Source organism: Rhodoferax sp. GW821-FHT09E07 (assembly GCF_059416145.1).
This window is the reverse complement of the sequence record NZ_JBWKOP010000001.1, coordinates 623,831-636,861: the sequence shown is the minus strand read 5'-3', so window position 1 is coordinate 636,861 and position 13,031 is coordinate 623,831. Positions and strand designations below refer to the sequence as shown.

Below are 13,031 nucleotides of genomic sequence, written 5' to 3'. Positions count from 1 at the left end.
AGGCAGTCGGCCACAAACCCGAAAGAAGCTCCCGCAAGATCGCCTGGAGCAGAGGCCTTTTCATACGGTAAAACTTTTATAGACACGACCCAGTCGTCTGCGCATCAACAAGTACACCGCAGGCACCACAAACATCGATAGCAACGGCGCGGTGATCATCCCTCCGACCATGGGCGCGGCAATGCGTTGCATCACCTCGGAGCCAGTGCCTGTCCCCCACATGATCGGAAACAAGCCTGCCAGGATGACGGCCACCGTCATGGCCTTGGGCCGCACCCGCAGTACTGCGCCTTCACGGATGGCCTCCAACAGATCATCAGCACTGACTTTGCCTTGTTCGATGCGCTCGTCCCAGGCCGTCTTGAGGTACAGCAGCATGATGACTCCGAACTCTGCCGATACCCCAGCCAACGCAATGAAGCCCACTGCCCCCGCCACCGACAGGTTGTAGCCCAGCAGGTACAGCAGCCAGATGCCACCCACCAGTGCAAAAGGCAGTGTTGCCATGATGAGCAGAGCTTCATCGAACCGCTTGAAGGTCAGGTACAGCAGCACAAAGATGATGAGCAGCGTGAATGGCACCACGACCTTGAGTTTGGCCGTGGCCCGTTCCAGGAACTCAAACTGCCCCGACCAGGACACCGAGTAACCCGCAGGCAAAGTCACCTTGTCGGCAACCGCTTTTTGCATGTCCTGCACCGCCGAGCGCAAGTCCCGTCCGCGAATGTCCACATAGACCCAGCCGGATAAACGCGCGTTCTCGCTGCGCAGCATGGGTGGGCCGTCCGTGATGCGGATGTCGGCCACATCCGACAGCACCAACCTGGCACCGTTTTCCGCAACGATGGGCAATGCCCGCAACTTCTCCAGCGAGTCGCGGATTTCACGGGGGTAGCGCATGTTGATGGGGAAGCGCTGCAGGCCCTCCACCGTCTCGCCGATGTTGTCACCCCCCACGGCCGAGGTGATGACGGACTGCACTTCCGCGATATTCATGCCAAAGCGGGCGGCGGCATCGCGGTTGATGTTCACATCCACATAGCGTCCACCCGTCAGGCGTTCGGCCAGGGCGCTGCTGACACCGGGCACGTCCTTGAGTGCCTTTTCGATTTCGCCGGTCAGGCGGTCGATGGTGGCCAAGTCGGTTCCGGCGACCTTGACCCCCACCGGGCTTTTGATGCCGGTGGCCAGCATGTCGATGCGGTTGCGAATCGGCGGTACCCAGATATTGGCCAAGCCCGGCACCTTCACGATGCGGTCCAGTTCGTCCACCAGCTTGTCCTGCGTCATACCGGGCCGCCATTGGTCCTTGGGTTTGAACTGGATGGTGGTCTCGAACATCTCCATGGGAGCGGGGTCGGTAGCGGTTTCGGCGCGGCCAGCCTTGCCGTAGACGCTCAACACCTCGGGCACGGTTTTGATGAGCCGGTCTGTCTGTTGCAGCAGCTCGCTGGCTTTGCCTGTAGACAAGCCCGGCAGCGCGGAAGGCATGTAAAGCAAATCGCCCTCGTCCAGGCGCGGCATGAACTCCCCCCCGATATGCTGCAAGGGCCACAGACTCAAACCCAGCAGCAGCGCAGCAATCGCCAGCGTGGCCTTGGGCCAGTCCAACACCGCGTTCAGCAGCGGACGGTAGACCGCAATCAGGAAGCGATTCAGCGGGTTGGCCTTCTCATCCGGGATGCGGCCTCGTATCAGGTAGCCCATCAACACCGGAATCAGCGTGACCGACAGCGCCGCTGCCGCGGCCATGGCGTAGGTCTTGGTGAATGCCAGTGGCGAGAACAAACGTCCCTCCTGTGCTTCCAACGTAAACACCGGAATGAAGGACAGCGTGATGATGAGCAGCGAGAAGAACAGCGCCGGGCCTACCTCGGCTGCCGACTCTCCAATGACCCGCCAGCGGGCTTCACCGTCCAGCTTTTGGTCCGGGTGGTCATGGCTCCAGTGCTCCAGATGCTTGTGGGCGTTTTCGATCATGACCACGGCGGCATCCACCATGGCACCAATGGCAATGGCAATCCCGCCCAGCGACATGATGTTGGCATTCACGCCCTGGTAGTGCATGACGATGAACGCCGCCAAGATGCCCAGCGGCAGCGACACGATAGCGACCAGGGCCGAACGCAGGTGAAACAGGAAGATGAAGCACACCACCGCCACCACGGCGAACTCTTCCAATAGCTTGTGGCCCAGGTTCTCCACCGCCCGCTCGATCAGGCCGGAACGGTCGTAGACGGGCACGATCTCCACCCCCTTGGGCAGGCTGGATTGCAGGCTCTTGAGCTTGGCCTTGACAGCGGCAATGGTCTCCAGCGCGTTCTTGCCGGAGCGCATCACAATCACGCCGCCCGCAGCTTCGCCTTCACCGTCAAGTTCGCCAATGCCACGGCGCATCTCTGGCCCGATCTGGATGCGGGCCACGTCACCCAGCCGTACGGAGATACCGGTCTTGGTCGTCATCAATGGCAGCTTGCGGAAGTCATCCAGGCTTTGCAGGTAGCCGCTGGCACGCACCATGTATTCGGCCTCTCCCAGCTCCAGCACCGAGCCCCCGGCCTCCTGGTTGCCCTTCTGAATGGCTTCAACCACCTTGCTGTGCGGGATACCGTAGGCGGCCAGCTTGTCGGGTTGCAACACGATCTGGTACTGACGCACCATGCCACCCACCGAGGCCACCTCCGCCACATTGGGCACGGTTTTGAGTTCGTACTTGAGGAACCAGTCCTGCAGGGACCGTAATTGGGATGCATCCTGCGTGCCGCTGCGGTCCACCAGTGAATACTGGTAGATCCAGCCCACGCCTGTGGCATCCGGCCCCAATGTGGCTTTGGCACCAGGCGGCAAGCGCGATTGCACCTGGTTCAGGTACTCCAGCACGCGGGAGCGTGCCCAGTACAGGTCCGTGCCATCCTCAAACAGCACGTAGACAAAGGAGTCGCCAAAGAACGAGTAGCCGCGCACCGTCTTGGCTCCCGGCACCGACAGCATGGTGGTGGTCAACGGGTAGGTGATCTGGTTCTCGACAATGCGCGGCGCTTGCCCAGGGTACGTGGTGCGGATGATGACCTGCACATCCGATAGGTCGGGTAAGGCATCCAACGGGGTCTTGAGCACGCTGTACACACCCCAGGCACTGACCATAAGCGTGGCCAGCAGCACCAGAAAGCGGTTGCCAATAGACCAGCGGATCAGGCGGGCAATCATGGCTTGCTCCCGGCCGGCTTGGCTGTGGCCGCTTTGGGTTCCGGGGCCATGGCGCTGATGCGGGTGAGCTGTGGCAGGCCCTCGGCATCCATGTAGAACTCGAAATTCACCTTGTCGCCAGGTTCCAGATTGCGCGGCTGGCCGCTGGCAGGCAGCTTGAAGTCCATGGTCATCGCACCCCATTTGAGGGACGGGATCGGGCCATGCGACAAGGTGATGCTGTCCTTGCCAATGGCTTCAATCTTGGCTTCTCCCTCGTGGCGGGGTGCCGTGTTGGCCGCGCTTGGCTTCGGCGCATCGTTCAAACGTGCTTCCACGCCCTTCAAACTGGCTTCCGAGTCGATCAGGAACTGGGACGACACGACCACGCGCTGGCCCGTTTGCAGGCCGCGCTTGATCTCGGTCTGGCCGTTGCTCTCGATGCCGGTTTCCACCTCGACCGGGCGGAACTTGCCCTTGTCCTCGGCCAGCATGACCACCACGCGCTTACCGGTTTGGATCACGGCTTCCGTGGGGATCAGCAGGGACTTCTCTGCCCGCATGTCCATGAATTGCATGTTGACGAACATGCCGGGCACCAGCAGGTTGCCAGGGTTGGCCAGCTCCACACGGGCCTTGAGCGTGCGGGTGGCCGCATTCACCTCAGGCAATATCGCCTGCACCGTGCCACGCAGGTTGGTGCCGGGTGCGGCAGCGCTATTGGCTTGTACTTTGGTACCGGGGCGAATCAAGGCGGCCTGACTTTCGGGCACTTCGGCATTGGCCCACACGCTGCTCAGGCCATTGATACGGAACAGGGTGGCTCCCGGCATCACCGTCATGCCTTCGCGGGCTATCAGCTCCACCACCACGCCGCCTATAGGCGCAGTGAGGGTGATACGGGCTTGGGTCTTGCCACTGCTCTCCACCAGGCGAATCTGTTCATCGCTCATGCCCACCTGGCGCATGCGCTGGCGGGCACCATCGACCAACGGCGCGAGGTCTGTGCCCTGCATGCGCCGCACTGACAGAAATTCCTCCTGTGCCGCAATCCAATCGGGCACATAGAGTTCGGCTAAGGGCTGTCCTTTGCTCACGCGATCCAGGGTTGCGCGCACATGCAAGCGCTCGATGTAGCCGGTGGCACGGGCTTGCACAAAAGCCTGGTCGCGCTCATTGAAGGCGATGTTGCCCATCGCAGAGACCTGCGGCGACAGCAGGCCTTCGGCGACTTCGGCGGTCCGCACCCCCAGGTTTTGCTGGATGCGGGGGCTGACCGTGACCTTGCTGCCATCGCTGCCATCGCTGCCAGCGTCCCCGTCAGCGTAGACCGGCACCAGCATCATGTCCATGAAGGGAGACTTGGCGGGCTTGTCGAACTTGTTGCCCGGCACCATGGGGTCGTGGTAGTACAGCACCTTGCGCCCGGTGACCGGGTCCACATCGCCGGCCTTGATGCCTTTTTCGATATGGCGGCGTGTGGCGTCTTCGCCTTCGGCAATGCTTTGGGGAAGGGCGCCTGGCGTGATATTCGTTGCGGAGGTAGTTCCGGCCGAAGGGGCAGAGGTGGTGGCCATGCCCATGCCGCGCTGCATGCCTATGGCGTAGAGACCGTAACCGCTCGCGGCAAGTACGCCCGCACCGACCAAGCCCATCAGCAATGGTTTGCGTTTTGTCATGTTATTGCTCCGTGGCTGTCGTTGGGGTGGGGATTGAGGGCGTGCGCGCCTCAACGGCCGTGGGGTGCTCGGCAGGAATCAGGTACTCCAGCTGCGCCCACAGGACGGCGGTCTCCATCGCCAGGCGCAGGCGATCCATGTGGGTGTCGATGGTCATGCGCCGCGCTTCGAGCACCGCTGTGAGCGGGCCGCTGCCGCCCCGGTAAGCGGCTATCGCAGCTTGGGTGCGTTCTGCGGCAAGCGGTATCAGGGCACTGTCGTACTGCACCAAGCGCTCACGGTTGCTTTGCCACTCTTGCCACCACATACGGATGTCGGCGGCGTGCTCCCGTGTGGCTTCCTCGCGCTGGGCACGCATCTGCTCAGCAGCAGCCAGCTTGGAAGATAGTTCGCGATCCTGCCGGTTCTTTTGGTCCCATTGGAGGGGAACGGAGACATTGACCGACACCATGTTCGAGTAGGCCGGGCCCCGTTGGCTGTACATCAGCTCTACGGTCCAGTCGGGGCGTTTGTTGCTTTGCGCAATATCCACTTCGGTGCGCGCTACCTCTTCCTGTTTGGCCATCAAGGCGATTTGAGGGTGGTGGGCCAATTGGCCTTCCAGACTGGCCAGATCAAGGTGCACGGTCTCCAGGCTGGGTGGTGTGTCCAGTGCCTGGACGGCATCGTCGCCTACCCAGCGCGCCAGTTTGATCTTGGCCGTCCCAATCTGTTTCTCTGCCTGGCGGATGCGGTCGTCGATCTGCGCCACCACGGAACGGGCGGCGAACACATCCGCTTGGCTTCCACGTCCGCCACGGTAAGCAGCGTCGGCGGCCTCGATCTGCAAGCCGGCCTCCGTCCGTTGGGTCCGTAATAGGTCCAGCATGCGTTCCTGGTAGTAGCGGTCCAGCCATGCCATGGCAGTGTCCCGCCGCAGGTTCGCAAGCGCCACGGTGCGGCTGGCTTCTGCGGCTTCCGCCTCACGGTTGAAACGATCGGAGCGGGCATGGAGCTTGTCGCTCCGGGTGATTTCCTGCATCACGCCAACCGAGCGCATGGTCATGAAGTCCTGCGTCAGGCTGAAACGGTCTTCGCCGTTGATCGGCAGGTTGTTGACGCCGAGTTTGAGCGTGGGGTCGGGCAGTTGCCCGGCGGCCAGCGCCATGTCGCGGGAGGCCGTGGCGGCGGCATCCTGGGCAATGAGTTGGCGCGACCGGCTTTGGGCCAGTTGCAAAGCCCTGTCCAGGGATAAAGCCTGTTGGGCATAGCTGCCTACATGGACGAAGGCCAGGCCAAGTGCCAACAGGCAAGCCCAACGGCCATGGCGACCACGGGATGGCGCCCCCCCAAATGGATGAGAAAACATGGAATCTCCAGACAACGAAACGTGGTTTCATGTCGACCCGATGCGGCAGACCAGCTTCAGGCTGGCAAGCGCAGAGAGCACGACCGATGCGCCGACACAACCCGGAGGCAGTCAGCGCAATGTCGTCAGGAAGATCAAATCCGGAAACAGCAGTGCAGTATGGTGTGCGGCGGAGAGGTCGCAACCAAAGCACTGGGGGTAGCCGCTGCGGAACGCAGACTGGCCCTGGGAGCCGGCTCCAGAGGAGCAAAGTACAGCGCCAGCAGAATCGCGGCAGGCACTGTCAGTGTGGAGGCCTGATCGCTTTGCTGTCCAAACTTGCAATGTTCGGCGCAGAGATTGGCGTTTTGCAGGTCGAGGGCACCCATCGCCATGCCTTCACAGTTGGGCATGGATTGGCTGGCAACGTCCATGAGTACCTTGCCTGCGTCAGCTTCAGCTGAACCCGCCACGGACATTTGCGCCGGTGTACCGGGGCAGGCATAGGCAGCGACAGCCAACTGGGAAAACAGCAAACAGCCTATAAGCAGTTGCGCCACGGATCGCAGGAAACCCCTACGCATGGACAGTCACCTGCAATGTCAGCGCCCCATGGTAACCACCAACCTGTGTCGTGACACTGGAAGATTTGACGGTGGGCGTGGGGATAGGTGACACAGGCAGAACGGTTGGCTACGACCTAGGATAGCACTCGACATGCAAAGTTCCCCAGAAAAGCGATGCGACAACCAATCCGGGGGGTGAGGCGCTGCGCTTGGCGAAAGGCCGGCTCGGGCAAAAAAAGAGCCCCGAAGGGCTCTGAACACGTTTGCCAAAAGACTGCTGTCAACAGTTCGGCAAGCAATATTCTAGATGGCTTGTGGGTAGCGCTTGCGCATCGAGTACTTATTAAGCACTGGCTGCCAGTCCCATTGATGGTTTATCGGGCAATGCATTGGCGAGGTTGTTATCGAACAACTCTCAGGTAACCACGGGTCTTACCGGTCACGTTGTCCAGGCTCTCCATTGCGGACCACAGCAACGGCAGCGGGACCCAGTGGGGTGGGTATTTGAACCTGGCCACGTCCATGAGCAAGACCAGATCCTTCGCAGCGTGATAGCCACCGATTGGTGAAAAATGCCCCTCTCCCGTCTGGTCCAGTGCCCGCCGAGAGTAGGACGCGATCAAGGCCTGCTTGTTTTCATCGCTGCACACCTCTTGCACCAGTGCCCTGAATTGCACCAGTGAGCTGTGCTCTGCATGCGTCACCTCAACGGTAACTCCAAAATTGCGCCCCACATTTCTAGTTGCCTATGCCCGCAATGGGCATGCTGTGTTGCCCAACCTACTCCGGCAATGAAAGGTCGATCACTCGAATAGCCACCTTTGCTCTATCAACAATAGGAACATGCTCAATCAGCATCGCCTCCATGGTTCCGGCGTTGGTTGGCCGATCTCCCTCCGGAGATGAGCGTGGCTTGGAGTCGAACCACAGCACTAGATAGATGCCATGGCCATCTGCTGCTGGATCATTCGAATAAAGCTTCTGAAGCTGGTCGCGCCAAGCCAACCATACGCTAGGGTTGTCTTCCTTTTTGATTTCGATGGGTATTGCGAGCTGCTGACCAGCGATCGAATACTCCACACGGAGGTCCGATCGCTTCTCTGCCGCCGCTCGCCGTTCGGGGACGACATGAACATTCAAGGGCTTGAATCGCTCACGAAGCTGATCTAGCAATAGATCACGGCAGTCGTTCTCGACTTTTGGCGTGAATCCAAGCTCTTTTGTGCTGTTCCAGTAGAGTCGGAGTCCGAAAGTGTCCGCACCACGGAGCTTCTTCTCGATGTCAGTAAGGTGATCGAGGGTCAGCGCAAGAAGGTCGGCCTGATTGGCAGGCGCGCCACCAGAAATGGTCAACGCAGCGGCCTCCGGAGTTGGATGGGCGTAGTGGGCTTCGCGTGCTACGTCCTGTTGCGACAGTGCGCTGAAGTTGAGTCGAATCGCCCATGGTTCGAGCTGCGGGAGCGTCGCAAGTCGTTGGAGCTCGGCCGCGGCTGAGTGCTGCGGATCGGATGCCAGCATGGTTACCAGAGCCCGCACTGTATCGCCACGCTCATCGGCAGACGAAACCCAATGGGCGCCCGTCGGCCGTTCGGGCATTGTGATTGGTGCGAGCGCCTCAATGAGTCGAGACAGCGTCTCAGGAGATACACGGCGCAATGATCGGCCAAGACTTTTTTGCTCATGGAGAGCGACACCTAAAGCTGCCAGTCGCTTCTGGTTCTTGCCCACAAAATCAGTCAATAGCTGCAGCGAGTTATCGTCGTAAGGCAGATCAGCCGCGAGCCAACATAGGCGCTGGGCTGCATCGATGGACGGGTTGTCAAGCCTCCGCCGAACGATGGAGGAAGCCAGCGCGTCATCGAGAAGGTGAAGGCCACTCAGCAAGGAACTGTTCAGTACTCGGCGAGATTCCTCTGAGCTGCGCTGGGGAAAGTCTCGGAGAAGCGTCGGCAACACCATGCGCGCCAGTTCTACCTGCTTCGACTCCGATGTCAGTGGCCATAGACCTGGTGTGTGCAGTGAGCCTTTGCGCCGCATGGCAAAAAGCGAATGGCGTAAGAGCAATGGTGCAACCACTGACGGACGCGTTTCGGCAGCTCGAGAGTACCAAGCCGGCATCTCAGCGACGTCGGTGAGCCAGCTCGCAATCAGAATAGACAGGAGTTCATCGCTCCAGTTGTCTACCGCCGTAGAGTCTCGCTCATCAGCCAGCCGTGCTGCGAACAGTAATGCCGGTCGAATCAGGTGATACCTGCCTTTGGTGTTCAGAGCGAGTACGTCATCAACGCTGGGAAGATCAGTGCGATAGAAGACTCGTTCCAAGCCTGCAAGTGCTGCCCTGCTTGTCTCGACATCGGTAACCAAGAAGTCTTGAGCCAGTTCCTCAGGTGTTTCACCCTGGATGTCGTAGAAACGCTTACCACACGCAAGTGCAAATTGATGCATCAATTGAGGCGGGGCGGTACCATCCAAAATCGCTGGCACGTAGGGCGCCAGAGCTGCCCGCCGCGCCTCTCGCTTAGCGAGCGTGTCCGCTTCGTGCTTCCGAAGGCGTCGATGTTCTTCGCCTTGCCAATTGCCTTCAAGGGGGCAACTGAAGGCTTGCTCCAGCCACTCGACAGCACTTGGGTGACGACCGACGTTGGCAGCAACCCAATCTTCGAACTCTTCAATGGAGGGGGTGTCAAAGCCCGACGGAGGATCCACCACCGCGCGAGCGGCTTGGGTAAAACAGTACTCCGCCAGTTGAGAGTCTGTTGTCGTAGCTGCGTGCTGTAGCAGCCAATAGTGCCAATCGCTGGGAAGGCTTGCACGCAAGAGCCTCTGCTCACCCTCCCAGAAATAGCGCCGACCACTCTGCAAATCGGTTCGAACGGCATCCCACGCCAGCGCGACGATAGCCTTCATTCGCTCAGGTCGGTCCGTCAACCATTTCGAAATTCGGGTTCCTCCCGCATCGGCGTCCAGTTTGGCAAATCCGTGCTTGTCCATGCCGAGTCCTAGCCACGTACACAACGTAGCGTCATCCGTCTGATCACCGGCGTTCTCTAACGCCCCCGCCAAGATGGCAGTGCGAAGACGATTCCATTCGCCCTCAAATTCGGTACGCGACTGCGGTTTGAGTTCCAGCCAAGCGGCGATCAACTGTGGGAAGTCCTGCGAGCGTGATAGTTTGACAAGCCCGCTGTACCAAAACCGTGGCATCGTTGTGTTCCGTGCGATGTTCCCGGGTTTAGGCCAGAATTTGAATACCTCGTCTGGCCCAAGCTGTTCAGGGTACATGCTTAAGAGAAGCTCGCTTGAAAGTCTGGCATCTAAGTCTTTCAGACTGCCGTCGCGGAACTGCTCCAACCAAAGTCGAGCCTTGTTGACATCAAAGACACCACTCAGCCCCCAGACCTTGAGAGCATCAATTCGATTGCTGAACCAAACAGTGTCATCTTCAATCCATGTCTCCAGCAGCGGCCTGAGTTCCAGCATGGGCGCTCCGTTGATAAGCGCGTCAAAGACGCACCCCATAAACGCTTGATTCGACCTGTCGGACGATCGGTCTGCCAGCACTTCTTTGAGCATATCGGCCATATCGGCGGTGGCCAGGGGAGCAAACGGATGACTAGCCCATTGCTGGTTGCGAAACCAAGGGTTCTGCGCAGCCTGGGCACGCAGCGCGGCGAGAAGGGCTCGCTTGTCGTCGACGGAGAAGGCGGCAACGTCCCCGTTCAACACAATGCCGAGAGGATCAAGTTCAATGAGAGCGAGACGATCGCGTGCATCGTGAACGGCTAGCCAACCGAGCAGGCCTCGAAGCGGCTCAACAACGCCCCCGTCTGTACCTTGCATTAGTGCCAGGATGCGGCTCAAGGGTAGCCCTGTACCAAGCCTCTTTGCGACGGATCGTGCGGCCAAGTATTCGGCAATGCTTCTATGCCTAGCAGATGACTCTCCATTGTTGGTTGTGAACACTTTGCTGGCAAGTGCGCGTTGCGGTGCGGCCAACTCGAACGCCTTTGGAAGCGAATGCCAGGCGATGGAGGAGACTCCGGCATCCACGGATCTGGTAAGAGATGACTTGCCGCTGAGTAGCAGCAACGCACAAAGCAATCCGGCATCGTCAAGGATTTGGTCCACGTCGCCAGGTTGCAGGGGCACGGCTTCTAAATGAGCAGAGGACTGCTCGGTGGCCAGGGTGCGACACGCCAGTTCGTAGATGGCGGAGCGGGTAGTGGCTGGCCATCCGTGGCTTTCTGCTACGGCACGCACTGTCAGATCAAGCAGCAGTGGGTTGCCGAAAAGGGGGGCAAGGCCCAATGCGGCGCCTTGTTCCAGGAAGGCGCTAGCCTCAGAAACTTCGTAGGGTCGGCCCGCCAAAATATGTTGCTGCTCGTATTGGGAAAGCGGGTCAAGATGCAATACCTCGATCCTCCCGTTGGGTGCAACTTGGCATAGAGAATCTAGATCAGTTTGAGATCGCCAGTCATGTTCTCTGCAGGAAAGTCGGAAGCGCGGACGTCCAAGTTCCTTGAGCTTGGCACGAATTGCGTCCAGCGGAATGCGTCCGTCAGTAGCGCCGGCTCGCATCTCATCCAGGCCGTCGATGAAAAGTGTCTTGCCATGATCGCTGGGCTCGATCCCGAGAGTGATGAAGTCCCTAGCGCTGACGTACACGCAGCCTTCAAGCTGCCCCTCCTCTCGAAAGGACACACTCTTTCCGGCTCCCGGATCGCCCAGAAGAACATAGGCTTCCAAGCCACGCCAGGCATCCAAGCGGCGAGTTTCAGGCCTGCCCTCGGCCGACAAGGTAGTGGCGCTGCGCGGTATGTACAACTGAACCTTGGCTGCGACGGGCTGAGTCATCGTGTCCACTCCATGGCAGGCCGACGAAGGAACTCGCCGAGAGGCATGGCCTCGCCTCCGACCAGAAACTTCCGTGTCTCGGGGTGTCGTCGAATGAACTCGGTCAGTCCACGGTGGTGCGGTTCACGACTGTTCGACTTTACTTCGATGGCCGCCAGAACCCCGCGTCGTTCGACGATGAAATCGACCTCGTCATCGCCATCCCTCCAGTAGTGAACGCGGGTGTCTCCATCGGCCGTGTTGATCAGGTGAGCGCCAACGGCACTTTCGACCAGGCGCCCCCAGTGGCTGCGGTCTGCCCGCGCTTCCTCAAATCCATAGGCTCCCATTGCACCCATCAACGCCGTGTTGTGCACCATGAACTTTGGAGGAGATCTGCGTTGCCGTATCGCCTGACCAGAATACTTTTGCAGTCCGGACAACAAGCCGGCATAGGAGAGTAGGCTGAGCTGGTGCGTCAATGTCTGAGTGTGTGCACCAAGCCGACCGCCGGCTTTGTCGAGCGCCAAAATCTGGCCCGAATACGAACAGCCAAGACTGAAAAGCTCTCGGAGCAGCGCGGGTTTGTCGACCCGGAACATCTCGAAAATATCCTTTTCGATATTCGGCAGGATCAGCGATTCGCGCACGTAGCTGCGCCAACGGGCTTCGTCGCGGATAAGGTTTGCGCTGCCTGGGAAGCCGCCGAAGTACAAGTACTGTTCAAGCGTCAGACCAAACGCCTCATTCATCTCTTCGAACGACCAGTGGCCTAGCCGCAGGATTTCATAGCGTCCGAGCAGGCTCTCGGTCAAACCACTCTGTATCAGCAGCGGAGCCGAGCCGAGAAGCACCACGTGCATCGGGATGCCAAGCGCTCGACTTCGGTCCCAGAGTCCTTTGACGATGCTGGACCACTGGGGAACCCGTTGCACCTCATCAATCACTAGTACATAGGGCATCGCCTTGGCCGCAGGGTGATCCGAGTGATACCAGGCTTTGGCCGCCGTCTCGGCGTACCCCCATTGCAACACCAACCACTCTTCATCAATGCGGGTAGGCTGAATCCAATCGAGCCCGGAAGACGCAGCGAACGGTGATGGTTCTGCGTTGAGCAACGCGCGTGCTAAAGGTGGCCGTTCGGATCGGTTGACGATGTGATCAACAAGTGTTGTCTTGCCGATCTGTCGTGGGCCGGCAACGATTTGAATGCGGGTGGGCGCCTCCATAAGGCGTTGTGCCAATGTAGGTCCGAGCTCGCGTAGAAATGGTTCGTTGCGCATTTTTTAATTGTAGTGAGTAAATTTACTCACTACAATACTGATGAATTCGCCGGAGGCCTGCAAGAGTAGTGGAGGTTTTGAAATGCAAACCGGCGGCACTAACAGCAATGTCACTTGCTGGCGGAGGTGGTGCTGCTACTCAGCGGCCCGTGGTATT

At 59.6% G+C, this 13,031-nt stretch carries 7 protein-coding genes; all 7 read right to left on the bottom strand.

Features of this window, described 5'->3' with window-relative positions:
* Window positions 1–60: 60 nt before the first annotated feature.
* The 7 genes from AC07OE_RS03085 to AC07OE_RS03055 all read right to left on the bottom strand — a co-directional run bounded on the left by AC07OE_RS03085 (window position 61) and on the right by AC07OE_RS03055 (window position 12,874).
* Window positions 61–3,207, bottom strand: a complete 3,147-nt coding sequence (locus AC07OE_RS03085) for an efflux RND transporter permease subunit (RefSeq protein ID WP_495069094.1) — start codon at window positions 3,205–3,207, stop codon at window positions 61–63.
* Complete coding sequence (locus tag AC07OE_RS03080) at window positions 3,204–4,865, bottom strand: efflux RND transporter periplasmic adaptor subunit (protein WP_495069093.1); 1,662 nt, start codon at window positions 4,863–4,865, stop codon at window positions 3,204–3,206. The genes AC07OE_RS03085 and AC07OE_RS03080 overlap by 4 nt, the downstream gene beginning before the upstream one ends.
* Before the next feature lies 1 nt (window position 4,866).
* Entirely contained in the window at window positions 4,867–6,213 is a 1,347-nt protein-coding gene (locus AC07OE_RS03075; RefSeq protein WP_495069092.1) for a TolC family protein, read from the bottom strand.
* Window positions 6,214–6,347: 134 nt separating this feature from the next.
* Window positions 6,348–6,752, bottom strand: a complete 405-nt coding sequence (locus tag AC07OE_RS03070) for a hypothetical protein (protein WP_495069091.1) — start codon at window positions 6,750–6,752, stop codon at window positions 6,348–6,350.
* 407 nt (window positions 6,753–7,159) lie between these two features.
* Window positions 7,160–7,492 carry a phytochelatin synthase family protein gene (locus AC07OE_RS03065; protein WP_495069090.1) on the bottom strand — a complete coding sequence of 111 codons (333 nt, stop codon included), beginning with the start codon at window positions 7,490–7,492 and terminating at the stop codon, window positions 7,160–7,162.
* A 46-nt stretch (window positions 7,493–7,538) separates the two neighbouring features.
* Complete coding sequence (locus AC07OE_RS03060; protein ID WP_495069089.1) at window positions 7,539–11,612, bottom strand: NACHT domain-containing protein; 4,074 nt, start codon at window positions 11,610–11,612, stop codon at window positions 7,539–7,541.
* Window positions 11,609–12,874, bottom strand: a complete 1,266-nt coding sequence (locus AC07OE_RS03055) for an ATP-binding protein (protein ID WP_495069088.1) — start codon at window positions 12,872–12,874, stop codon at window positions 11,609–11,611. Before AC07OE_RS03055 ends, AC07OE_RS03060 begins: the two co-directional genes overlap by 4 nt.
* Window positions 12,875–13,031 lie beyond the last annotated feature (157 nt).